This is a genomic window from Acidithiobacillus ferriphilus (assembly GCF_018854775.1).
Lineage (GTDB): Bacteria > Pseudomonadota > Gammaproteobacteria > Acidithiobacillales > Acidithiobacillaceae > Acidithiobacillus > Acidithiobacillus ferriphilus.
Genome location: NZ_JAAZTY010000059.1, coordinates 1 through 22,742, shown reverse-complemented (window position 1 = coordinate 22,742; position 22,742 = coordinate 1). Strand labels below are relative to the sequence as shown.

Below are 22,742 nucleotides of genomic sequence, written 5' to 3'. Positions count from 1 at the left end.
GTGGACGGGGCATTACGCTGATATACTGCACCCATGTTTGATGCCGCGCAATTTATCCGAACCCTGGCCATTTGGGCCATCCCCGTGCTCTTCGCCATTACCGTGCATGAGGTAGCCCATGGCTGGGTCGCCTGGAAGCGGGGTGATCCCACCGCTATGCTCATGGGTCGGCTGACCTTGAATCCGATTAAACACATCGATCCTTTTGGAACGATTTTGCTGCCGGGTATATTGCTTCTGTTTCACTCTCCTTTTCTCTTCGGTTACGCCAAACCGGTACCGGTCAATTTTGGCGGACTGAAAGCGCCTAAACGCGATATGGTGTTCGTCGCCATCGCCGGGCCGATCGCTAATTTGTTGATGGCCTTCTTCTGGACGCTGGTGCTGTGGTTGGGTGGACATCTTCCCGGTGTCTTGGCGTATATTGGCGAGCCCATGCAGTTGATGGGCGAGGCGGGCATTATGATCAATGTCATTCTGATCATTTTTAATCTGATCCCCATTCCGCCTCTGGACGGTGGCCGAGTGGCAGTGGGGCTCTTGCCGGCATCGGCCAGTATTGCCCTGAGCCGGGTAGAGCCTTACGGGTTCATTATTTTGATTGTGCTACTGTTTACCGGTGTACTGTGGTCCGTTCTGGGTCCTCTTTTCCTGTTGATGCGCAACTTTTTTCTGACGATCGGCGGTTTGTGATGAGCGAGATCATCGTTTCCGGCATGCGACCGACGGGGCATCTGCATCTGGGGCATTATCACGGCGTACTCAAAAACTGGCTGCGTTTGCAGGACACAGCGGAGTGTTATTTTTTTGTTGCCGACTGGCATGCGCTGACCACCCACTATGAAACGACACAAGGAATCAGCGCGGCAGTCTGGGATCTGCTCATCGAATGGCTGGCGGTGGGAGTGGACCCGGACAAGGCCGTGCTCTTTATTCAATCTCACGTGCCACAGCACGCGGAGTTGGCACTTCTGCTGGGGATGCTGACGCCTCTGCCCTGGCTGGAGCGGGTGCCGACCTTCAAGGATCAACAAGAAAAGTTGCGGGAGCGGGATCTCGCTACCTTTGGGTTTCTGGGTTATCCACTGTTGATGACGGCTGACATACTGCTTTATGACGCCCACAAGGTACCGGTGGGGGCGGATCAGGTGGCGCATCTGGAAATCAGCCGGGAGTTGGCGCGGCGTTTCAACAGTTTCTATGGTCGTGATGCCGGTGCCACGGCGCAGGTGGAAAAGGGCCTGCAGGCCATGGGAAAGCGCGCGGCAAAGACGTTTGGCGCCTTACAGCAGCGTTTTCAGCAAAACGGGGATGCGCTGGCGGTGACCGAGGCGATGGAGTTTCTCGAACAGCAGGCGGGGCTCAGCGCCGGGATGCGCGAACAGCTTCTCGCGCGACTAGAGGGCAAAGGTCGGGAAATTCTTCGTGAGCCGCAAGCGCTGCTGACATCTGCCTCCAAAATGCCCGGGCTCGACGGACAGAAAATGAGCAAGTCTTACGGCAATACCATTCCACTGCGCGCGGCGCCGGAGGAGGTTCAGAAGAAAATCCGTACCATGCCCACCGACCCGGCGCGAGTGTTGCGCACGGATCCGGGTACACCCGAAAAGTGTCCGGTCTGGGCCTTGCACCAAGTCTATTCCGGTCCGGAGACACAGTCCTGGGTACGTGACGGCTGTATCACGGCGGGCATTGGCTGCCTAGATTGTAAACGGCCGCTGATCGAAGCCGTGCTCGCTGAACAGGCCCCGATCCGTGAGCGGGCAGAGTACTGGGCGGCCCGGCCGGAGCAACTGCGGGAGATCGCTCAAGGCGGCGCTCAGCGGGCCCGCCAACGCGCTGAGCAGACGCTGGAGCGGGTGCGTGCGGCCATGGGTTTGGCCCATGAGCGGCGCGGTCTCTGAGCCAAGTCCTTCGGCGCCGCCCATGCAGGTCCATGGGCGGCGCCTGGAAGCTCTGCCGGATGGCCTCTTCATCCCACCGGGTGCCTTGGAATTGTTGCTGGAAAGCTTTGCCGGTCCGCTGGAACTGCTGCTCTGGCTGATCCGCCGTAACCGTATGGATATCCGTGATATCCCGGTGGCCGAAGTGACCCGGCAGTATTTGCTCTACCTGCATGAAGCACGTCGCCGCAATCTGGAACTGGCGGCGGAATATCTGCTGATGGCGGCTTGGCTGGCGGAGATCAAGGTCCGCATGCTGCTGCCCGTGCCACCCGCAGCGGACGATGAAGACTGCGATCCCCGTCTGGAACTGGCACGCCGCCTGGAGGCTTTGGCTACAGTGCAAAGGCAAGCGGCGGCGCTCCATACCTTGCCCCAAGCCGGACGGGATTTCTGGTCGGTTTACCCCGCAACTCATTCTGCTTTGCCCTTGGCACCCCCGCTGGTGACCCTCGCCGATGTTGTGAATGCCTGGCAGGCGTTGCTTCTACGCCCGGCGCGCAAGCCACCTCTCGCCCATACCCTGACGAATCAACATATGGGATTACGGCAACGGATGATGGAATTACTGCTGCATTGCCGTCGAGAGCCACGCCCCTGGAGTTTCATCGAGATCTTGCCGCCCGCCGTGGATCGCCTGACTCTCGCCGTGTCACTGTTAGCCCTCTTGGAATTACTCCGACAACAGGCGCTGGCTTTGATAGACGACGAAGAAGGGGGGTGGCGGATTGCGGCGGTGGCCGTCGCCGAAGAACGCAGGGTAATATTCGATGCGTGAGGCACTCCTGGCGTTGTTTCTGTCCAGCGCTGAACCGCTCTCCCGCGAGCAGCTGGCGTCCATCTGTGACGATAATCCTGACTGCGCCGGATGGGAGGCGGAGCTGGATACCCTGCTGGCCGTTGGTGAAGGGGTTTTGCAACTCGTCTGTGTCGCGGGTGGCTATCGCCTGCAGATTCATCCGCGCCACAACGCCATCCTGGCACGTCTTCACGTCGAAGCGCCACGGCCTTTATCCAAGGCGACACTGGAGACCTTGGCCGTGATCGCCTACCAGCAGCCGGTAACGCGACCGGAAATTGAGCACTGGCGGGGAGTGGCCGTGAGTGCACAGATTATGCAGCAGCTTCAGGATCGGGGCTGGATTATGGTCGCCGGGCACCGTGAAACCCCCGGTCGACCCGCACTCTGGGTAACGACGTCCCAATTTCTTGAACATTTTTCTCTGGTTTCGCTGGCCGGGTTGCCAACGATCATAGGGGCAGCAGAGGCTGGATGTGAAGAAGAAAAAGGAAGACGAGACCCATCGTAAGGCTTCCTGACCGCTTCACGGTTTTTTGAAGACTACCCCGCCTTGGTGGTTGCGGGGTAGTTTTTGTAGGTGCGAGAGCGCGAACGGGATATGATCCAGGAAGTATTTGTCGCAGCTTGTGTGGGTTTTGGAGAAATATGGACGAAAAATTGCAGAAGGTACTTGCTCGTTTTGGCCTGGGATCCCGTCGCCTGATGGAGGAATGGATTGCGGCAGGGCGTGTGGTGGTGAATGGTCAGCCCGCCAAACTGGGTGATCGGGTGACGGCACAGGACAAAATTGCCGTTGATGGGGCGGTATTGCGGATTCCTTCCTGGGTGCGTCCACGTCTGCGCGTGCTGCGCTATCACAAGCCGGCCGGGGAACTCACCACCCGCAGTGACCCCGAGGGCCGCCCCACGGTTTTTGATCGCTTGCCGCGGTTGCGCGGTAGTCGTTGGATCACGATCGGGCGTCTCGACTTCAACACCGAGGGTTTGCTGCTGTTAACCAATGATGGTGATCTGGCTAACGCGTTGATGCATCCGCGCGCGGGCATCGAGCGTGAATATGCCGTCAGGGTGATGGGGGTGGTGAGTCCGGAGCAGCAGGCCAGCCTATTGCAAGGCGTACCGCTGGAAGATGGCGAAGCGCGTTTTGCGACCTTGCAAGAGACCGGTGGTGAGGGCCTCAATCGCTGGTATCACGTCACTCTGACCGAGGGGCGTAATCGCGAAGTGCGACGACTCTTCGAGGCCGTCGGCCTGACCGTGAGTCGTCTGATCCGGGTGCGCTACGGGGTGGTGGAAATGCCGCGTTTGCTCAAGACCGGTTACTTTGACGAGTTGTCCGACGAAGAGCGCGAAGCTTTGCTCGCCAGCGTGCAGTGGGTCAACCCCGCGACGCCGCCCTCTGACCAGGCGGAACGAGGGACCGAGGCGTCTGAACCGCGCAAAAATAACAGTCGGCGAGAAGCCCGACAGGGGGTACCGCGGGGCCGAACGGGGCAGGGACGTCGGGTGGTTCGGGGTTAGTTCCTGCCGATGCCGGGGAAAAGGGGTTGGTTAGTCGTATTCGGGGCGCTGGAAGCGGCTTTCGGCCCGCAGGAGTGGTGGCCCGCGCAGTCGCCCTTTGAGGTCATGGTGGGTGCAGTTCTGACCCAGAATACCGCCTGGCGCAATGTCGAAAAGGCGATTGCCAACCTGCGGGCGGCCAATGCCCTGAGTGTGGCGGCCATCCTGACATTGTCCGAAAGTGACCTGGCTGAACTGCTCCGGCCATCCGGATTTTATCGGATAAAGACCAAACGCCTGCTGGCCTTGTGCCGGTTTCTAAAGGCGCGGGGGGTGGACGCGGCGCCGGAACAACTCGCCCGGCAGGTGGCTGGGCCGGAATTGCGTCGAGACTTGCTGGCGGTCCACGGTGTCGGTGAAGAAACGGCAGATTCCATTCTGCTCTATGCCCTCGACCTCCCGGTTATGGTGGTGGATGCTTACACCCGCCGGATTGGGGGTCGCTTGGGTCTGCTGGATGATCATCTTTCTTATACCGAGGTGCAGGCTGCCATCGAGGCTGAGTTGGAGCCCGGTGACGTGGCGATGCGTAATGCGCTGCATGCCTTGCTGGTCTCTTTGGGTAAGGATTACTGCCGGCCTCGCCCGCGCTGCGATACGTGTCCGCTCCATACGCACTGCGCTTATGCGGCAGGACAAGGCCGCCCTCGTCAACCAGAACAGCCATAATATTCATGTGGCTGGGCTTACATCTTTTTGACGAGCTTGATGATGCTCAGGAGGATGACCGCGCCGATGAAAGCCACAGCGATGGCGCCGATAATGCCAGCCCCGAAAAGTCCTGCCAGGCCGAAGAAAATGAGCACGAAGCCGCCGATGAACGCGCCGATGATGCCAACGATGATATCTCCGATAATCCCAAAGCCGCGTCCCTTGACCAGCAGTCCTGCCAGCCAGCCCGCAACGCCGCCAATGACGAGGAAGGTGATGATGCTCAGGAAAGTCATAGTGGAAGGTCCTGTTATGGGTTTGGATATTCACCTTAGCAAAGTATGGCGGGGATCTCTACACATTCGGATAATGTCTGGATTCCGAAGTGAGAGGCTCTCGCCGTTTTACGGGCGGAGAAGCGGCCAGATAATAATATTGTTCATGAAGTTATTCTCTCAGCGATACCAGAGTATCTCGTTACTTTCCATGGGAACCATGCATCCTTCGCGATGCGGAATGATCCTTGGCGTGAAACTTTCGACCGTGCTATGGGCCGGAACTGTACAGGTGTAATTGTAGCTGTTGATGGCCCCGGTTAAGGCATCTCCGCGCGTCATTTCATAAATTTCAGGATTTTGTTTTCCGTCACCGTTGGCAAAGAGTTGTACTGCCACAGCGTCGGCGTCGAGATCGTCGAGATACACATGCACCTGAAAATGGTGCGTGTCCGTGTCACTCTGTACATCCAGCTCGCCGAAATGCAAGCTTTGCCAGTGTTGACGGATATCATGTTGCCATTGGCAGATGCCTTCAACGATGGCGCGTTCACTGCGCGCGCTGAGCAGGCGCGCGGCTGGTTCATAGAGGGTTGATACGTATTCCTGCAACATCCGGTTGCTGCTGAATCGCGGGGTCAGGCGACTCATGCTCTCGCGGATTTTGGCGACCCAACCGCAGGGACAACCGTTGGCATCGCGCTGCTGGTAGAAGAGGGGCACGACTTCTTCTTCCAGCAGGCGGTAGAGTTGTTGCGCTTCCTGCTGATCCCATTTCAGGTCGGCATCGTGCTCCTGACGGTCACCCAAGGCCCAGCCGGTCTCCGGCTCATAGGCTTCGGCCCACCAGCCATCCAGTTCCGAGAGGTTGAGGCCGCCGTTGACCAGTACTTTCATGCCACTGGTGCCGCTGGCTTCCCAGGGGCGGCGGGGGGTATTGATCCACAAATCGACCCCCTGCACCAGATGTTCGGCTACCAGCATGTCATAGTCGGCGATGAAGACCATGCGTCCGGCCAGGTCGGGGTGTTGCTGAAGAAACTGGGTCCACTGCTGGATCATGACCTTGCCGACATCATCCTTGGGATGGGCCTTGCCAGCGATCAGCAATTGTACGGGGTAGTGCGGGTTGTTCAGCAGACGGTAGAGACGATCCGGATCGTTCAACAACATATTGGGGCGCTTATAGGCGGTAAAGCGGCGGGCGAAACCGATGGTCAGGGTATTGGGGTCGAGTGCCGTTTTGGCGTTTTCACAATCCTGATCGGGGGCGTGCGCTGCCGCCAGTTGTTTTTGCAGACGCCGTCGGGCGAAGAGGATCACCTGCTGGCGCGCGGTGCTGCGCAGTTGCCAGAGATCGCCATCGGAGGTCTGGCGAAAATCGGCTTCGATATCCTTTAAATCTCCCAGCCAGCGTGCCTTGCCGCAGTGGTTAGTCCATAAGGCGTCGGCTTCGGCGGAATCCCAGGAGGGCATATGCACGCCATTGGTGACATGAATGACGGGAACCTCGTCCTCGGGCCAGCGGGGAAACAAGGATTGAAACAAATGACGACTGACGGCCCCATGCAGGCGACTGACGCCATTGACGATCAGGCTGCCGTGAATGGCGAGCCACGCCATATTGAAGGGTTCATGCGTGTCTTCGGGATTTTCCCGACCGAGAGCAAGGATCGTCTCCACGTCGACGCCAAAGGCCCCGGGGGCGCCAGCGATGTAACGCGTCAGCAGTTCCGGCGGAAAGCGATCGAAACCAGCGGAAACGGGGGTATGGGTGGTGAAGATGTTGCCGGCGCGGGTGGCGGTGAGTGCACAGGGGAAGCTGGTACCATGATCCTGCATGTGGCTGTAGGCGCGAGCGAGAATGGCCAAGGCGGCGTGCCCTTCATTGAGGTGACAGATATCCGGCTGGATACCCAAGCGACGTAGTAGCATCCAGCCGCCGATACCCAGACAGATTTCCTGCTGCAAGCGGTTCTCGGGGCCGCCACCGTAGAGTTCGGCGGTGATACCGCGATCGGCAGGGGCATTGAGGGGGTCGTTGCTGTCGAGCAGATAGAGGGTGACGCGCCCCACTTGTGCCTGCCAGGCGCGAAGGATGACGGTGCGGCCTGGGAATGGTAATTCCAGACGGAGCCACTCGCCTTCGGCATCGCGTACCGGAGTGACCGGCATCTGAGTGGGATCATTGTAGGGATAGAGTTCGATCTGGCGACCGCAATTGTCAAGACTCTGACGAAAATAACCCTGCTGCCAGAGCAGGCCGATACCGAGCAGGGGGATGCCGAGATCACTGGCGGTTTTCAGGCAGTCACCGGCAAGGATACCAAGGCCACCCGAGTAGATGGGCAGGGACTCGGAGAGGCCAAACTCCATGCTGAAATAGGCCACCTGGCTGAAGGGTGGGTGGGGATAGGTTTCGCTGAACCAACCTTTCTGGGTGAGGTGTTCATGATGTTTGCCGACGAAGGTGTCTAGCTTCGCGATAAAATCTTTATCTTGGGCCAGGTGCTGGAGCGTGTCGCCGCTAATATTTTGCAGAATTAGCCAGGGATTGCGAGTTTGCTCCCAGAGTTCTGGCGCGATCTGCTGCCAGAGTGTGTCGGTGGCGTGGCTCCAGGACCAGCGCAGGTCGATGGCGAGTTCGCCGAGGCCGCTCAGTGATTCCGGGAGTTGGGGGAGCAGGTGATAAGGAGCGATGATCACAAAGGTCTCCGATTCATTGGGCTGTGCGGTTGGCAGAGACGAGGTTTGGGCTATCCCTGCCGGTGCTGTAGTCGTCGAGGTTTTGAATCGTGGTGTTCGCGATGGTCTTCATGGCCTCACGGGTGAAAAAGGCCTGATGGCCCGTGATGACGACATTGGGAAAAGTGAGCAGCCGCTCGAAGCTGTCGTCGCAGATGATGTCGTCGCAGTGATTCTTAAAGTACAGGTCAGCCTCCTCTTCATAGACATCCAGACCGATTGCGCCCAAGTGGCGGCTTTTGAGTGCAGCTATGAGTGCCGTTGTATCGATGAGCGCGCCACGGCTGGTATTGATGAGCATGGCCCCTTCTGGCATCAGGGCGAAGCGTTCCGCATTCATGAGGTGCCGGGTTTCCGGAAAAAGCGGAACGTGGAGACTGACGATCTGGCTTTTGGCGAGCAACGTTTCCAGCGGTACATAAGCAACTCCCAGTTCCTGACAGGCGGGGTTGAGGACGGTGTCGTAGCCTAACAAGTGACAGCCCATGCCATGTAGAATCCGTGCGAGTGCCGTGCCAATTTTGCCGGTACCGACAATGCCCACCGTCTTGCCGTGCATGTCAAAGCCCAGCAAGCCATCGAGGAGGAGGTTGCCGTCGCGTACCCGGTTATAGGCCTTATGCAGATGCCGGTTCAGGGTCAGCATGAGACCGACCGCGTATTCGGCAACTGCGTAGGGAGAATAATCCCGCACCCGCATGACGGTAATGCCATGCTTTCCCGCGGCAGAGATATCGACATGGTTGAATCCGGTGCTGCGCAATACCAGCAGCTTTGTCCCGAGACGCGCTATGGTTTCCAGGGTTTTTGCATCCAACGTGTCATCGACAAACAGGCAGAGGGCGGGATAGCCCTGGGCAATGAAGGCGGTCTCGGCATTTAATGCCGTCTCGACGAAGACCAACTCGTGGCGCCCGTCGTTGGCAGCGCCGAGGAACTGTTGATCATAGGGGCGAGCACTGGTGACTAAGCAACGCATGATTTCTCTCCTTTGGATGCAGTTGGAGCGGTGCCCAGTTCTTCAGTACGCAGCAGCTGGTCGTGTACTGGCCACCCGTTTGTTTTCGGTGCATCGGACGCCTGGCCGATGGTGCAGACAATTTTGCTGCGCTGCGTCGACGGTTTCATCATGCGTTGGGATTCAGCAGCTTGACCGCTTCATCGACGCCCTGATTGTGGACGACAATGGCGTGGATGGCTTTGCAGAAGTTGACGGCATCGGGCTGGCTGCGCTGATGGACATTCCGGCCGGTGGCGCAGCCTTGCGTGCCACCCACATGAATCTGTTCGTAGAGGCGTTGCAGAAACTCCGGCGCATCGGTTTCCGAACCCCCCGCGCAGACGACCTGCGTGCGTCCGGCGGCGGCTACCGCTTCACCCAGGAGCGTGCCATCCATGGCGCCAGCCGCATTGAGTGGTGGGTTGATCTTGACGAAATCCGCCCCGAGACAGGCTGCCAGACCCGCGGCACCGGCAATGAGATGCGGGTCCTGCTCGCGTTCACCTACGGCCTTGCCGCGCGGGTAGGCCCAGATGACGGTCAGCAATCCCATGGCATGGGCATCCTGAATGATGCGTGCCGCTTCACCGAGCATGGTTGGCTCGAACTCAGAACCAGGGTAAATGGTGTAGCCCACCCCAACCACCCGGAGACCGGAATGGCGCACAAAGTCGTGGACTTGCGCCATGCTCTGCCACTGCAGGCTGACCGGATCGCGTTGCGCGCTTTTGATCAGATGGGTTTTGCTGTTGAGTTTGAGCAGATAGGGCGTATTCGGGTAATCCATGCCGTAACGGGCAATGAGACCCATTTGTGCGGCAAAGCAGCCCACGGGCGCTTCACTGGCGATGCGAAACAGATGCTCCGGGTCGGAATCGTCCGTCGCTACATGGCCGCCGATAAAATCGTCGTTGAGATGTTCGACTTTCTGATCGCCCGCCATCAGGAACAGGCGTCCGCTGTCCTGGGTGGCGAGACGATAGTTTTCTGTCCAGCGGTGTGTGCTTTCGGCGGACATGCCGAGTGGTGCTTGGGCAATTTTAGGCATGCGGGGCTCCTGTAATGCAGGGATGGAGAAGCGATCATGGCGTGATTGGCTTTTTGGAAAAGGGATATAGCGGCTGGTCCATGGTCGCCATCGGAATCCTTGTATGGGCGGCTTCGTCCATCAGTATAGAACAGTCGGGGATTTTGAGTGCTCCAGCGGATGATCCTGTAACCTCCCATGGGGGCCTGAGTGGTTTCAGCAGGAATGACGCAATGCTATGGCGAATTGCTGTAGACAACGGGCTACAATCATAACAAATTGTTTATTATGACATATATTATAATTATTTTGATGGTTGTCGTTCTGGAGCGACAAATTTCCAGGGTGATCTCCTTGATCATCCCGGACAGGCTCACGATGAATCTGGAAAACACAAATTCATACAATAGGTTATTAACAATGGCACGAATGCTGCTAATTGAATGCGTGGGAAAATTTCCCACAAAATAGTAACGGTTAAGAGGATTGTTCTCCCCTCACTCGTTGCTGACCCACGCCGGGAAGCAGGCATGCTGGTGAAAACCTTTTTGGAACCTTTTTTGGAAGAGGAGCACGTTATGATGTACAAAGGCAGATTTACAGCATCTATCCTGTTGGCACTCGGTCTCACGGTTCCGGTCTTGTCCTGGGCCGAAGGGACCCTGCTGAATCTCAGAAACCAGGCCGAAGGTTCTCCTGCGGCCTTGCAGCAACTGCAGAACCAGGCCGATACCGGAAACAGGACTGCCGGATATTATCTGGGGACGCTCTATGACCCCGGCCTGAAATTGGGGCATATCGAAAAGCCCGACTGGGTTCGGGCGACCTACTGGTACCAAAGGTCTGCACAGTCACAAAAGGACCCAGTAACCTGCTACCCCAACAAGGCGGTGGCCAGGACAGCGTCCGGGATCGGAGCCTGGTGGCGTATCGAAGCGGAAGAGAATATGAACGGCAGCGATAACGATAACGGGCATTGCTAAAGGCCCGTTATCCTGATGCGCCGGGAAGGTGCGCGCTAATTCCCCCGTCTGATCCGCAGGACAAATGATCGATCGGTCTTCCATACTTCCCCTTGGCCCTCTTTGCGAGGGCTTTTTTGCGGACACAGTCAAATATCCAGCACATGCGCCTCAGTCATCTGCAGCAGTTCGTCCAGATCATTATGGGAGAATATCTCCGTGCCCGGCCGGGCAGCCGTGCCGCTGCCGCAGGCGACGGCCAGACGCAGGGCCTCTGCCGGACTTTGGCCGTGGGCCAGCGCGGCGACGAGGCCGGCGACCATGGAGTCGCCCGAGCCGACCGTCGACTTCACCTGAATGGGAGGTGCCTTGGCGAAATAGCTGCCATCGGGTCCGGCCAGCAGTGCTCCGTCGCCCCCCAGGGATACACAGACATACTGCACCCCTTCTCGCTGCATGGCGCGCGCCTCCTTCGCCACATCCTCCAGCCTGGGTAACTCGCGCTGGCGCAGCAGGGACAGTTCATAGCGGTTCGCTTTGATCAGGAAGGGGTGATGGGGAATGGCGTGTTGCAGGAGGGCGCCATGGGCATCGACAATGGATTGGCCGCCGCCGGCGCGGACGCGATCGACCATATCTCCGTAGAAATGGTCATCCACGCCGGGGGGAGCGGAGCCGGTGAGTACCGCAAAGCCGTCTTTGCACAGGCCCAGAAAGGTTTCCCGGACTTCGGCGAGAATGAGTTCTGAAACCCGCGGCCCGATGCCAGTGATTTCAAACTGTGCGGCGGGGTCACCCTGCAAAATGGTGGCATTAACGCGGGTTTCTCCCTCCACCTGCACGCAGTGGGAATCATCCAGTTGATGCTGCAGCAGTTTTTGCAGCAGTTCGCCGATGTTGCCGGCCACGACACAGCAACTGTGGGCGTAGACCACTAGCTCTTTGAGGGCGCGGGCGACATTGATGCCGTTACCGCCGGGATCGTAGCGGGTGGATGTGGCGTGACTTTTCTGATCCTCAATCAGGTGCGCCACCTCGTAGGCGATGTCTACGGCGGGGTTGAGCGTCAGGGTGGCGATGGGCGGGCGGCGGGCGTTGCTTTCGGTCATGGCAGCATCTGGAGCCGATGATAGTGCACGAGCGCCGCCAGGCCGGCGGAAACCAGGCGAGCACGGGCGGGATCGGCGCGGGAGGTGAGGATAACCGGCACCCTGGCGCCCATCACGATCCCTGCCAGCGTCGCCCCGGCCAGATATTCCAGATCTTTGGCGAGGATATTGCCGGACACCAGATCGGGCACCAGTAGAATATCGGCATCTCCGGCTACGGCACTCTGTATCCCTTTGATTTCCGCCGACTCTTTGGAGATGGCGTTGTCGAAGGCGAGGGGTCCGTCCACCAGCGCGCCGGTAATCTGCCCGCGTTCCGCCATTTTCGACAGGCAGGCGGCATCCACCGTCGAGACAATAGCGGGATTGACTACCTCCACTGCCGAGAGAATGGCGGCCTTGGGTTGCGTGACGTCCAGAATCCGCGCCAGATCAATAGCGTTTTGCAGGATGGCCGCCTTGGTGGTCAGGTCAGGTGCAATATTGATGGCGGCATCGGTGATGAGCAGGAGTTTCGGGTACGTCTTGATATCCGCAACAAAGACATGGGAAAGGCGCCGATCCGTGCGCAGTTTGGCGAGAATGGGGTGGAGGAAGGCGTCGCTATGCAGGTGTCCCTTCATCAGCGCCTTGGCCTCTCCGGCAAGCACCAACTCGACACCCTTTTCCGCGGCGGCTTCGGCGCCGTCGACGTGGATGATGCGAAAGTCGGGACAGACGCCGGAATCGTACCCCAGCTCGGGCAGCAAACCACGAATTTTGTTTTCATCGCCGATGAGGATGGGATCTACGATGCTTTGCAGTTTTGCCTCGCAGGCACCGCGCAGGACATGCTCCTCGGCGGCATCGACCACGGCCACGGGGATGTCGTTCAGGGGGGCGACCGCGGCCAACAGCGCATCAAAATGGGCATAGGGCATATCTTGATCTCCTTATTGCGGCAAGGCCGGTCCGTGGTGCTCTTCCAACGTCAGGCCATGACCTTGCACACGGAAGCTGTAAGTGAGGACTAAACCCAGCAGACTGACCGTGCCCATCAGCAGCAAGACCATGCTAACTCCCAGCGCGGACTGGATCACCGGCAGCAAAAAAACGCTGATGGTGGCGCCGATTTTGGCTATGGCGGCAGCGAACCCGGCGCTGAAGGCGCGGACCTGGGTGGGGTACATTTCTGTTGGCAAGATGAAGGTCGTGGCGTTGGGGCCGGCGGTCATGAACAGATTGAACACCATGAAACCGATCAGAATGAGCTGCAGATGGGCAGCGGCCCCTCCGGTCATGCCCGTCGCAAAATAGAGCAATCCCATGCCGAGCGCCATGCCCCCAAAACCGATCATCTGCATATGAATCCGGCCCAGCCAGGGTACCGCCCAGAGGGAGAGCACGGAACCGAGGAGGAGGAAGATATCCACCTTGCCGCTGTCCAGGGCATTGGCAAGGTCCCTGCCGACAACACCGATGATACCGACGTTCCCGCCATCGCGCATGGTGCCGAGCAGGATGGTGGTGAAAAGGCCGACGCCGTAGGTGGCTACGTCCATAAAAAACCAGGGTAGGGTCACCAGAATGGTGCGGCGTCGATATTCCGGAGAAAACAGGGTCCCTATACCCATATGTCGACCTGGTCGGACCTTGGCCACATGGTGGATTTTTTTGCCCAGATGCCAGGCCATGGTGGCGAGCATCTCTTTTTGTTGGGGCGCGATGTGTTCGAGAATGCGGACGGCTTCGGCATTGTGACCACGTCCCATGCACCAGCGTACGCTCTCCGGCAGGGTGAGGCGGCCGAGCAGGTAGGGGAGCACCAGCAGTGCTTCCGCAGCGAGCAGCCAGCGCCAGGTGTCGTCCCCGGGGTGGGCGCTTTGCAAGAGGACCAGCGCAAAACCCGCACCCGTCAGCATGCCGATGGATTGCACGGCGATCGCGGCCGCCATCATGCGTCCGCGCCGCCTCTGGGGCATGAATTCCGCCAGATAACTGCTGCCTACCGGAAAATCCATGCCAATACCCACGCCGACCAGTAGTTCGGCACCGATGAGCACCGCAGCATTGGGCGCGAGTGCGGCCAGCAGGGCGGCGATCATGAGCAGGATCATGTCCATGACCATGACGGGTTTGCGCCCGAGGTGGTCAGCCAGATGCCCGCCGACCAGCGCGCCGATGACGGTGCCGCCCATGAGCATGGCGGCGGCAAGGCCGACGCTGGTGGCGGGCAGGGCAAAAATGGGTATCACCAGGGGCAGTGTGACACCCAGCAGAAACATCGAGACGCCGCTGAGCAGGGTGCCGCCGGTGGATAACGCCCAGATGCGATAATGAATCGGCAGCATGGGGCTTTCGTCGAGAATCTGGGTCATGCTGGCATGATCGGGGTGTACCGGGTGCGCGGGCTGCCGCGCACGGTGATGGGTTTTACCGTATTTCAACGACGGTGCTCCCGTGTCGGTAGGAGCCGGTGACAGTGCCGGGCAATCATCAGATCTTCATTGGTGGGAATGACGAGGATTTCTACCGGGCTGTGCGGCATTGAAATGCGTAGTTCGGGGTCTTCATTGGCGACCGGATCTATCTCCAGCCCCAGTCCCAGCAGGGGTCGACAAATGGCCCAGCGGATCGCGGCGGCGTGTTCGCCAATGCCTCCCGTAAAGACGAGGCGGTCCAGTCCGCCCAGCACCGCCATCAGGCTGCCGATGGCCTTGCGCGCACTATAAGCGAATATATCGATGGCCTGCGCCGCATGGGGATCGCCACCGCGCAGCTTCAGCAGGGTCTGCATGTCGCCGCTACTGGCAGAAATGCCCAGCAAGCCGGATAAATGGTTGAGGAGCCGCTCCAGTTGCCCGGCGTTGTAGCCCTTTTCTTCCATGAGATAGAGCAGGACGCCGGGGTCGAGATCGCCGCTGCGCGTGCCCATCACCAGGCCGCCGGTAGGGGTGAGGCCCATCGTGGTATCGCGGCACTGCCCGTTATGCACCGCCGCCATGCTCGCGCCATTACCGAGGTGGGCGATGATGGTCTTGCCGGTGGCGTGATTGGGGAGCCGACCGACGATGTACTCGTAAGAGAGGCCATGAAAGCCGTATTTACGGACACCTTCCTGCCAGAGATTGCGCGGCAGGGGTAGGCGGCTGGCGATTTCCGGGATACTTTGGTGAAAGGCCGTATCGAAGCAGGCGACCTGCGGAATATGGGGCCACACCGCTTGTACGGCCTCTATGGCGGCGATTTCTGCGGGAAGATGTAAAGGGGCGAAACGCAGGGAGGCGCGCAGATCGCTGAGCACTTGGTTATCCACCAGGCAATGCGTCTGATGACGCGGTCCGCCGGAGACAATGCGGTGGCCGACGCCGTCCGGCGTCGCGCATCGTGCCTCCGCCAGTGCCGCGAATACGGCCTTTAGCGCATCCTGCTGCTGCGGCAGGGCCAACTGCCGGTCAATGGCCTGCTCTTCTCCCCATCGCAACCATAAACGCCCGACGCTCTGCCCAATACGCTCGGCGGCGCCTTCCGCGCGTTTCTTTTCACCCGCAGCCCCCAGCGCAAAAACCGCGAACTTGATGGAGGACGAACCGCTGTTGAGACAGAGGACATGTCGCGTTGTCGCTATGCTCACCGGCCCCCCTCGCCAGAGGCTAACCAGGACAAGTCCTCCAGCCGCTTGCCCAGCCGCTGCAGAAAGCGCGCCGCGTCAGCGCCGAAAATCACCCGGTGGTCGCAGCTCAGGGTAAAGTCCGCACGCCCATCACCGCCCGCGGCGGCCACGGCCAGTATGGCGGAGGCGCCCACCGGCACGATGGCATTGAAGCGTTCTATTTCCGGGAAAACCCCGAGATTGGAAAGATAGAAGCTGGCTCCCTGATAATCTTCCGGATAAATCCGCCCCTTTTTGACTTTGCCGAGCAGGATCCGCCAGTCCTCCATCAGTTCCTTGAGCGGCCGACCGGCCGCATCGCGCAGCACCGGTGTGATCAGCCCGTCGCCGGTATCCACGGCGATACCTACATCCACCCGGCTGCGCCTGGCCAATCCCTGACGGGTCCAGATGTGGTTGAACCAGGGATCTTCGGCGACGGTCAGCGCACAGGCGCGGGTCAGGGCGAGGGTCAGGCTGAGGCCCGCCTGTTTGGCGGCGGCATGCAGGGACACCGTGGCAAAGCGGCTGCTGATGAGAAAGGTGGGGGTGTCGAGGGTCGCCGACATATTACGGGCCACCGCCGCGCGGAGCATGCTGGGTCGCTCGATGGTGTAGGGCGGGCCGTGGCGCAGGTCCGCATCTTCGGGCGCTAAAGCGCTGGCCAGCACCTGAGCCGCATGAATGATTCCGCCGGGACCGGGTCTGATTTGGCTCAGGTCCAGTTCCAGATCACGGGCGAGGGCGCGGGCGTACGGAGAAGCCTGAAGACCATCGGCGTGCGGTGCGGTTGTCGCGGCAGTTCTGGCTGCGCCGCCGGCATCGGTCTTTGTCGCTTCCGACGTATCGACGATGTAACCGATGACCTGCCGTACCGGAATGTCCGTGTTCAGCTCGGCTAAAGGGCCTGCCAAAACGCCGTCGGCAAAGGCCTCCACATCCAGAATCGCTTTATCCGTTTCGACCTCGGCAACGGCTTCGCCTTTCTTGATCGCTTCACCGACGGCCTTGTTCCAGCGGGTGATGCGTCCGGTCTGCATGGTGCCGGATAATGCCGGCATGGTGATTTCTGCTTTCATCAACCTTTCCCCTATCGCCGGGCCATCAGAAAGGCGTTGATCCCGGCTGGATACTTGTCTTGCAGATCCTTGATGAGCTGGGTGATTTCGGCGACACGATCAATGGCACTCATAGCGACGACTCCTTCTCCCTTGGGGGAAACCTGCTTCAGGCGATGCTGTTTTTGAGGAGGATGCTGTGTCCGGTCATGGCCTTGGGCTGCGGCAGACCCATGAGTTCCAGGATGGTGGGGGCGATGTCGGCGGTACCACGACCGATACCCAGGCGCGCGTCCGGTTCCCCGATCAGCAGCATAGGCACCGGATACACCGTGTGCTGGGTATGGGGCTCGCCGGTGATCGGATCCACCATCTCGTCGCAATTGCCATGATCAGCGGTGAGGATGACCTTGAAACCCTGCTGTCGGGCCACTTGCAGCACCCTGTGAAACTGCAGGTCGAGGGTCTCCACCGCGCGCAGGATGGCGGGGATTTTGGCGGTATGTCCGACCATGTCGCCATTGGCAAAGTTCACCAGTACAAAGGCGTAGTCACCACTCTCCAGCGCCGCGATGATCCGGTCCGCCACTTGAGGCGCGCTCATCTCCGGCTTCAGGTCATAGGTGGCCACCTGCGGTGAGGGAATGATCTCGCGATCTTCCCCCGGAAAGGGGTCTTCCCGCCCGCCATTGAAAAAATAGGTCACGTGGGCGTATTTCTCGGTCTCGGCGCAGTGGAACTGCTTCAGACCTGCGCCGCTGACCACTTCGGCCAGGACCCTGTCGGGAATTTCGGGGGGGAAAAGGACCGGAAAGGGATACTCGTCGTTGTAGGAGGTCATGCACAGGGCAGGTCTGGCGGCCTCGCCCTGCCGGTCGAAATGCTTGAAGTCGGGCATGGCGACGGCCGCACTCAACTGACGCATGCGATCCGAACGAAAGTTAAAGAAGAAGACCGGCTCATCGGCGGCTATGCGGTTCTGTCGCGGATCGCCGATGATGGTGGGCGGAATGAACTCATCCCCCTCACCGCGCTTCCAGGCGCTGTGGATAGCGGCCTCAGTGCTGTCCGCAGTGAGGCCTTCCCCACGCAGCAGAGCAGCCCAGGCCTTTTCCGTCCTGTCCCAGTAAGCGGCACGGTCCATGGCCGTATAGCGCCCGCAGACGGTGGCAATACAGCCCTTCCCCAGATGGCGCAGGGCTTTCTCCAGCTGACGGGCGTAAAGGTCGGCGCACTGCGGCGCCGTGTCACGACCGTCGGTAATCATGTGTACCACCGGCTCCACACCCGCCGCCGCCACCAGCGGCAGGATGCCCAGCAAATGCTCGATATGGGAGTGCACGCCGCCATCGGAGACCATGCCCACCAGATGCAGGCGCTTGGCGTCTTTGAGCATATCCTGCCAGGCCGGAATCCGCGCAAAACTGTCGTCCGCCAGGCTATCGGAAATGCGCACCAGATCCTGCAGGAGAATCCGCCCCGAGCCCAGGGTGAGGTGACCCACCTCCGAATTGCCGAATTGTCCGTCCGGCAGGCCCACCGCCCGCCCCGAAGCCTGCAGGGCGGTATGAGGGAAGCTGGCAAAGTAGTGATCGAGATGCGGCGTGTGCGCCTGTGCCCAGCCACTAAAAGCGCGATTAGGATTGAGACCGAAGCCGTCAAAGATCACCAGTAATACCGGGTTGACCTTCATGCCCCTCCGCTCCGCTTTTTTTCCACGTCGAGCACATGCAAGGTCGTCGCCAGTACCGTATCCGGATTCAGACTCATGGACTGAATGCCGATTTGCACCAGAAACTCGGCCATTTCCGGATAGTCCGAAGGGGCCTGTCCACAAAGCCCGGAGTGGATGCCGTTACGGGCGCAGCCCTCCACCGCGAGGCGGATCATCTCCTTGACGCCATCGTCCCGTTCATCATAGTCGAAGGCGACAATGGCCGAGTCGCGGTCGACGCCCAGGGTGAGTTGGGTCAGGTCATTGCTGCCAATGGAAAAACCGTCAAAGCGTTTGGCGAACTGATCGATCAGGATGACATTATTGGGAATTTCGCACATGGCATAAATCTGCAAGCCATTTTCGCCGCGGCGCAGGCCGAACTCCGCCATCTTCGCCAGCACGTCGTCCGCTTCTTTCACCCGGCGTACAAAGGGCAGCATGAGGATGACATTATCCAGCCCCATCTCTTCGCGGACCCGTTTCATGGCCAGACATTCCAGACGAAACCCCTCGGCATAGGCCGGGTGTGCGTAGCGCGAGGCGCCGCGGAAGCCGAGCATCGGGTTATCCTCCTCCGGTTCAAACCAGCGCCCCCCCAACAGCGAGGCATATTCGTTGGTTTTGAAGTCGGACATGCGCACCACCACCGGCTTCGGATAAAATGCGGCAGCGATGGTTCCGATGCCTTCCGACAAGCGTTCCACAAAGAAATCTGTGGGCTGGGCGTAGCCCTGGATCAGTGCTGCCAACGCGTTGCGCTCATGGGCATCCTCGACCTTTTCCGGATGCAGCAACGCCATGGGATGGGCCTTGATGGCGCTGTTGATGATGAACTCCATCCGCGCCAGACCGATGCCATCGTTGGGTAACATGCACGTTTGAAAGGCGATTTCCGGATTGCCGAGGTTGATCATGATCTGCGTCTGCGGACGGGGCAGGGTGGCCAGGTCGGTATGGCGGACCGTGAAGGGCAGGGCACCCGCGTAGACGTTGCCGATATCGCCCATGGCACAGGATACCGTCACACTATCGCCTTCTTTCAAGGTGGTGGTAGCTTGATCGGTGCCGACGACAGCGGGAATACCCAGCTCTCGGGCGATGATGGCGGCATGGCAGGTACGCCCGCCGCGATTGGTGACGATGGCTGCCGCCTCTTTCATGACGGGCTCCCAGTCGGGGGTGGTGGTTTCCGCCACCAGAATCTCCCCAGGCTTGAACTCCGCCAGATGTTTCACATCGCTGATAATATGCACCGGACCGGAAGCTATCCTGCCGCCGATGGCGCGTCCCTGCACCAGTACGGTGCCCTGACCCTCAAGGATGTACTCTTCGAGCACCTGTCCCTTTTTTTGCGAGGCCACGGTTTCTGGTCGCGCCTGGACCATGTAAAGCTGGTCATCGGTACCATCTTTTGCCCACTCCATGTCCATGGGTCGGTTTGCCTGCATTTTCTGGCTGTAATGCCGTTCGACCTTGATGGCGTAATCGGCCAGAGTCAGCACGTCCGCATCACTGAGGCAGAAGCTCTCCTGTTCATGGCGCCGGGTGGCGACATTGCGAGTGCTGTTCCGGGTATCCCCTTCGGTATAGATCATCTTGATTTTCTTGCTGCCCAATACCCGCCGCAAAACCGCCTTTTTGCCACGCAGAAAAGCGGGTTTGAAGACATAGAATTCGTCGGGGTCCACGGTGCCTTGCACCACGTTCTCACCCAGCCCCCAGGATGCGGTGATGAAGACCACGTCGCGGAAGCCCGTCTCGGTATCCAGTGAAAACATCACGCCACTGGTCGCCTTGTCCGAACGCACCATCTTCATGACACCGATGGACAGGGCGACCTTGAAATGATCAAAGCCCTGGCCAACCCGATAGTGGATGGCGCGATCGGTAAACAGGCTGGCAAAACAGCGGCGGCAGGCGTCCAGCAGGGCGGCTTCGCCGGAAATATTGAGGTAGGTATCCTGCTGACCGGCGAAACTGGCGGTGGGCAAGTCTTCGGCGGTCGCTGAGGAACGGACCGCTACCGACAGTGTTTCGCCATATTCCCTGCGCAGTTCGGCATAAGCCGTCAGAATCTCTGTCTGTAAGTCTGCGGGTAACGGCGCGCCATAGATTATTTCGCGCGCCCGTGCGCCGCGTTTGGCCAGATCGGTGACGTTGGTCGGATCTAACCCATCCAGCGCGGCATGCAGTGCTGGCCAGGCGCCAGCCTGATCCAGCAGGTAACGATAGGCTTCACCGGTGATGGCGAAACCATTGGGGACCTTCACGCCGTATGGGCTCAGTTCCCGGTACATTTCCCCCAACGAGGCATTTTTGCCTCCTACCAGAGGTATGTCTTCAATGCGTATATCTTTGAAAAAACGAATATAACGACCAGACATAACCTTCTCCTCTGCGGTAAATCCGATTGCCTTAAACATAGTAGACGTGTCGGGGGCCAGCAAGCCTTGGCAGCGCCTGAGCGAGGGCTCAGATATTGCCGGATGGCTTCTGGGGCAGGGTGGACGGTTTGGTATCTTTTATCGGCTCAAAGGCTTTCCACGATACCCGCAACTCTGGCAGAGGTCGATTCAAAACATGTTCCAGGCGCTCGATTTCCGGAGCATACAGTTCCTGTAGAAAGCGGCGTGCTGCGTTGTCCATGGGCGGCTTACGACCTGCGCGCAGGAAAATGTGACGCCAGATATATTCGCCCCAGCTGTGCGGAAAAAGATGCTCGCCGATGAAACGGCTCATACGTCCGCTGGCAAGGCGCCGAGCCCAGTTTCCGCGCGGCAGGCGGTGAGCGTTGTGTGCCGTTTCCAAATCAATGGCGCCCATCGCCGCACGATCAATGTCCAGAAAATCGGCGATGCCCTCCAGCACCGCCAGCGGGGTTTTTTTGAGATCCTCCAGGAGGCAAACATGCACATGGTCGGCTCCAAAACGCTGCTGATAACGGATGATCTGCGCCGTATAGCGCCCGAGTTCCACATAGAGTTGAGAGATGCCCCAGCCTTTGTCGGGACGGGTCCAGTCCCGCTGCAACGCCTCCATGAAAGGCAGATCGAGGACGCCTTCATTGAAATCCATGAGGTATTGGGCGTAGGCCCGTTGTACCGGGTCGCGCAGGATGACAATAATCCGTGCATCGGGCTGCACGGCATGGATACGCTCCGGGGCCTCTTCGCACCAGAGATAAGAAGGACTGGCATCGCCGATGCGGGGAAACTGATTCGCACCCCGGTAGAGGTGCTGATATTGCTCGACATTGGCTACGTACTGAATCAGATGGGTTTGCTCCGGAGACGGATGGGGCCGGGTGAAAAAATGCGGTTCCTTCATCGTTGGCAAAAAAACCTGGGGATGTTGCCGCAAGTAGGCATAGAGCGAAGTCGTGCCGCTTTTCACCGCACCAACGATATAGAAATTGGGCCATATGCCTTGGGACATGATGCGGTTCCTTTATTGTTCCACGCTATAAAAGCCGTGAAAATCCATCTGTTTAAGCTCGGCAATGACCTTGATTGCGGTGATGCCATCCGGTAGCGGGCCGATCTGTACCTTGTAATACGACCGCCCCTTCACCAGTCCCGGTACGATGAGCACACCGTGAATGCCCGCCTTGAGCAGGCGGTCACGCTCGCGAGTGGCGTTGTTGACCTGACTGAAGGCCCCGGTTTGCAGGAAGCTTTGTGACGGCGCGGGCATTTCCGGGGCCATGGGCAGGGGGGGCATCGTGCTCGTGCTCCCCGCTGTGCTTGCCGGAAGGGGGGCGGCGGGCGGCAGAGCGACGATCTGTACCGGCGCGGTCCCTTGCCCGGTCATCCCCAGGGCGTTGGCCGCTCCATAAGAGAGATCCATTATCCGACCATCCACAAAGGGGCCACGGTCATTGATCAGCACGACAATGCTGCGCCCGTTGCTGAGGTTGGTGACCCGGGCGCAGGTGGGTAGCGGCAGATCCCTGCTGGCGGCACTGAAGGCGCGGGGCCGGAAGGGCGTGCCCATGGCGGTGGTGGAACCGGATTCCCAGCCGTACCAGGAAGCCATGCCGCGCACTGCGTACCCAGTGGAGCTGGTCAGTGGCGCGTAGTGGCGACCATGCGTCTGATAGGGACGGTTATAGGCAGCGCGCAGATTGGGGGCGGGCATGGCGCAGGTCGCAGAGGAGGACGACGAAGCGCCGGTGGCGGGAGGGGGGGGCGCGACCCCCGCACAGCCGCCCAGTGCCAGACTCCCCATACCCGCCGCCGTGTAGAGGATTTGCCGCACGCGCC

20 protein-coding genes are annotated in these 22,742 nt (G+C 59.6%); 7 read left to right on the top strand and 13 right to left on the bottom strand.

The genetic code is table 11. The annotated features are described in order from the left end of the window. Nucleotides 1–33 precede the first annotated feature (33 nt). The 6 genes from HF921_RS04985 to HF921_RS04960 all read left to right on the top strand — a co-directional run bounded on the left by HF921_RS04985 (nucleotide 34) and on the right by HF921_RS04960 (nucleotide 4,974). Nucleotides 34–693 (top strand): site-2 protease family protein, encoded by a 660-nt coding sequence (locus tag HF921_RS04985; protein WP_064218224.1) that lies wholly within the window; start codon nucleotides 34–36, stop codon nucleotides 691–693. Beyond that, nucleotides 693–1,904, top strand: coding sequence for a tryptophan--tRNA ligase (locus tag HF921_RS04980; protein WP_064218223.1), 1,212 nt, complete (start codon nucleotides 693–695; stop codon nucleotides 1,902–1,904). Before HF921_RS04985 ends, HF921_RS04980 begins: the two co-directional genes overlap by 1 nt. Next, nucleotides 1,885–2,721, top strand: a complete 837-nt coding sequence (locus HF921_RS04975; protein WP_064218222.1) for a segregation and condensation protein A — start codon at nucleotides 1,885–1,887, stop codon at nucleotides 2,719–2,721. Before HF921_RS04980 ends, HF921_RS04975 begins: the two co-directional genes overlap by 20 nt. Beyond that, entirely contained in the window at nucleotides 2,714–3,253 is a 540-nt protein-coding gene (scpB, locus tag HF921_RS04970) for an SMC-Scp complex subunit ScpB (RefSeq protein WP_215893421.1), read from the top strand. The genes HF921_RS04975 and scpB overlap by 8 nt, the downstream gene beginning before the upstream one ends. 137 nt (nucleotides 3,254–3,390) lie before the next feature. After that, nucleotides 3,391–4,266: a 23S rRNA pseudouridine(2605) synthase RluB gene (rluB, locus tag HF921_RS04965; RefSeq protein ID WP_064218220.1), complete on the top strand. Its 876-nt coding sequence runs from the start codon at nucleotides 3,391–3,393 to the stop codon at nucleotides 4,264–4,266. Between the two features lie 9 nt (nucleotides 4,267–4,275). Further along, nucleotides 4,276–4,974 (top strand): endonuclease III domain-containing protein, encoded by a 699-nt coding sequence (locus HF921_RS04960; protein WP_215892001.1) that lies wholly within the window; start codon nucleotides 4,276–4,278, stop codon nucleotides 4,972–4,974. A 17-nt stretch (nucleotides 4,975–4,991) separates the two neighbouring features. Here HF921_RS04960 and HF921_RS04955 read toward each other — a convergent pair whose 3' ends face one another. From HF921_RS04955 to HF921_RS04940, 4 genes are all read right to left on the bottom strand, one after another. Beyond that, a complete protein-coding gene (locus tag HF921_RS04955; protein ID WP_064218218.1) occupies nucleotides 4,992–5,252 on the bottom strand; it encodes a GlsB/YeaQ/YmgE family stress response membrane protein in 261 nt (86 codons plus the stop codon). Between the two features lie 159 nt (nucleotides 5,253–5,411). Then, nucleotides 5,412–7,937, bottom strand: coding sequence for an alpha-glucan family phosphorylase (gene glgP, locus HF921_RS04950; protein WP_215893420.1), 2,526 nt, complete (start codon nucleotides 7,935–7,937; stop codon nucleotides 5,412–5,414). A gap of 13 nt (nucleotides 7,938–7,950) precedes the next feature. Beyond that, nucleotides 7,951–8,955 carry a 2-hydroxyacid dehydrogenase gene (locus tag HF921_RS04945; protein WP_215891999.1) on the bottom strand — a complete coding sequence of 335 codons (1,005 nt, stop codon included), beginning with the start codon at nucleotides 8,953–8,955 and terminating at the stop codon, nucleotides 7,951–7,953. Between the two features lie 148 nt (nucleotides 8,956–9,103). Beyond that, on the bottom strand, nucleotides 9,104–10,024 hold the full coding sequence (locus HF921_RS04940; protein WP_064220169.1) for a beta/alpha barrel domain-containing protein: 921 nt from the start codon (nucleotides 10,022–10,024) through the stop codon (nucleotides 9,104–9,106). Between the two features lie 557 nt (nucleotides 10,025–10,581). Between HF921_RS04940 and HF921_RS04935 the strand changes: the two genes are divergently transcribed. Then, complete coding sequence (locus HF921_RS04935; protein WP_226834338.1) at nucleotides 10,582–10,986, top strand: hypothetical protein; 405 nt, start codon at nucleotides 10,582–10,584, stop codon at nucleotides 10,984–10,986. A 128-nt stretch (nucleotides 10,987–11,114) separates the two neighbouring features. Here the strand turns inward: HF921_RS04935 and HF921_RS04930 are convergent, their stop codons facing one another. The 9 genes from HF921_RS04930 to HF921_RS04885 form a co-directional block, all read right to left on the bottom strand. Then, nucleotides 11,115–12,074: a 1-phosphofructokinase family hexose kinase gene (locus tag HF921_RS04930; protein ID WP_215891998.1), complete on the bottom strand. Its 960-nt coding sequence runs from the start codon at nucleotides 12,072–12,074 to the stop codon at nucleotides 11,115–11,117. Beyond that, entirely contained in the window at nucleotides 12,071–12,994 is a 924-nt protein-coding gene (locus HF921_RS04925; RefSeq protein WP_064220166.1) for a bifunctional enoyl-CoA hydratase/phosphate acetyltransferase, read from the bottom strand. The genes HF921_RS04930 and HF921_RS04925 overlap by 4 nt, the downstream gene beginning before the upstream one ends. 12 nt (nucleotides 12,995–13,006) lie before the next feature. Further along, nucleotides 13,007–14,500 carry an MFS transporter gene (locus HF921_RS04920; RefSeq protein ID WP_064220165.1) on the bottom strand — a complete coding sequence of 498 codons (1,494 nt, stop codon included), beginning with the start codon at nucleotides 14,498–14,500 and terminating at the stop codon, nucleotides 13,007–13,009. After that, a complete protein-coding gene (locus HF921_RS04915; RefSeq protein ID WP_064220164.1) occupies nucleotides 14,497–15,687 on the bottom strand; it encodes an acetate/propionate family kinase in 1,191 nt (396 codons plus the stop codon). Before HF921_RS04915 ends, HF921_RS04920 begins: the two co-directional genes overlap by 4 nt. After that, nucleotides 15,684–16,784: a 2-oxo acid dehydrogenase subunit E2 gene (locus tag HF921_RS04910; protein ID WP_215861915.1), complete on the bottom strand. Its 1,101-nt coding sequence runs from the start codon at nucleotides 16,782–16,784 to the stop codon at nucleotides 15,684–15,686. Before HF921_RS04910 ends, HF921_RS04915 begins: the two co-directional genes overlap by 4 nt. A 148-nt stretch (nucleotides 16,785–16,932) precedes the next feature. After that, nucleotides 16,933–18,456, bottom strand: a complete 1,524-nt coding sequence (gene gpmI, locus HF921_RS04900) for a 2,3-bisphosphoglycerate-independent phosphoglycerate mutase (protein WP_215893418.1) — start codon at nucleotides 18,454–18,456, stop codon at nucleotides 16,933–16,935. After that, the gene (gene ppsA, locus HF921_RS04895; protein ID WP_215893417.1) at nucleotides 18,453–20,864 is read right to left on the bottom strand and encodes a phosphoenolpyruvate synthase; all 2,412 of its coding nucleotides are present in this window, start codon (nucleotides 20,862–20,864) and stop codon (nucleotides 18,453–18,455) included. Before ppsA ends, gpmI begins: the two co-directional genes overlap by 4 nt. 88 nt (nucleotides 20,865–20,952) lie before the next feature. Beyond that, nucleotides 20,953–21,915 (bottom strand): sulfotransferase family protein, encoded by a 963-nt coding sequence (locus HF921_RS04890; RefSeq protein WP_064219950.1) that lies wholly within the window; start codon nucleotides 21,913–21,915, stop codon nucleotides 20,953–20,955. Nucleotides 21,916–21,927: 12 nt separating this feature from the next. After that, complete coding sequence (locus tag HF921_RS04885; protein WP_215893423.1) at nucleotides 21,928–22,737, bottom strand: septal ring lytic transglycosylase RlpA family protein; 810 nt, start codon at nucleotides 22,735–22,737, stop codon at nucleotides 21,928–21,930. Between the last annotated feature and the right edge of the window lie 5 nt (nucleotides 22,738–22,742).

What these genes read in the sequence shown, in the direction of transcription:
- HF921_RS04985 (WP_064218224.1), top strand. Translation starts at nt 34, where the DNA reads ATGTTTGATGCCGCGCAATTTATCCGAACCCTGGCCATTTGGGCCATC.
- HF921_RS04980 (WP_064218223.1), top strand. Translation starts at nt 693, where the DNA reads ATGAGCGAGATCATCGTTTCCGGCATGCGACCGACGGGGCATCTGCAT.
- HF921_RS04975 (WP_064218222.1), top strand. Translation starts at nt 1,885, where the DNA reads ATGAGCGGCGCGGTCTCTGAGCCAAGTCCTTCGGCGCCGCCCATGCAG.
- scpB (WP_215893421.1), top strand. Translation starts at nt 2,714, where the DNA reads ATGCGTGAGGCACTCCTGGCGTTGTTTCTGTCCAGCGCTGAACCGCTC.
- rluB (WP_064218220.1), top strand. Translation starts at nt 3,391, where the DNA reads ATGGACGAAAAATTGCAGAAGGTACTTGCTCGTTTTGGCCTGGGATCC.
- HF921_RS04960 (WP_215892001.1), top strand. Translation starts at nt 4,276, where the DNA reads ATGCCGGGGAAAAGGGGTTGGTTAGTCGTATTCGGGGCGCTGGAAGCG.
- HF921_RS04955 (WP_064218218.1), bottom strand. Translation starts at nt 5,252, where the DNA reads ATGACTTTCCTGAGCATCATCACCTTCCTCGTCATTGGCGGCGTTGCG.
- HF921_RS04945 (WP_215891999.1), bottom strand. Translation starts at nt 8,955, where the DNA reads ATGCGTTGCTTAGTCACCAGTGCTCGCCCCTATGATCAACAGTTCCTC.
- HF921_RS04940 (WP_064220169.1), bottom strand. Translation starts at nt 10,024, where the DNA reads ATGCCTAAAATTGCCCAAGCACCACTCGGCATGTCCGCCGAAAGCACA.
- HF921_RS04935 (WP_226834338.1), top strand. Translation starts at nt 10,582, where the DNA reads ATGATGTACAAAGGCAGATTTACAGCATCTATCCTGTTGGCACTCGGT.
- HF921_RS04930 (WP_215891998.1), bottom strand. Translation starts at nt 12,074, where the DNA reads ATGACCGAAAGCAACGCCCGCCGCCCGCCCATCGCCACCCTGACGCTC.
- HF921_RS04925 (WP_064220166.1), bottom strand. Translation starts at nt 12,994, where the DNA reads ATGCCCTATGCCCATTTTGATGCGCTGTTGGCCGCGGTCGCCCCCCTG.
- HF921_RS04910 (WP_215861915.1), bottom strand. Translation starts at nt 16,784, where the DNA reads ATGAAAGCAGAAATCACCATGCCGGCATTATCCGGCACCATGCAGACC.
- gpmI (WP_215893418.1), bottom strand. Translation starts at nt 18,456, where the DNA reads ATGAAGGTCAACCCGGTATTACTGGTGATCTTTGACGGCTTCGGTCTC.
- ppsA (WP_215893417.1), bottom strand. Translation starts at nt 20,864, where the DNA reads ATGTCTGGTCGTTATATTCGTTTTTTCAAAGATATACGCATTGAAGAC.
- HF921_RS04890 (WP_064219950.1), bottom strand. Translation starts at nt 21,915, where the DNA reads ATGTCCCAAGGCATATGGCCCAATTTCTATATCGTTGGTGCGGTGAAA.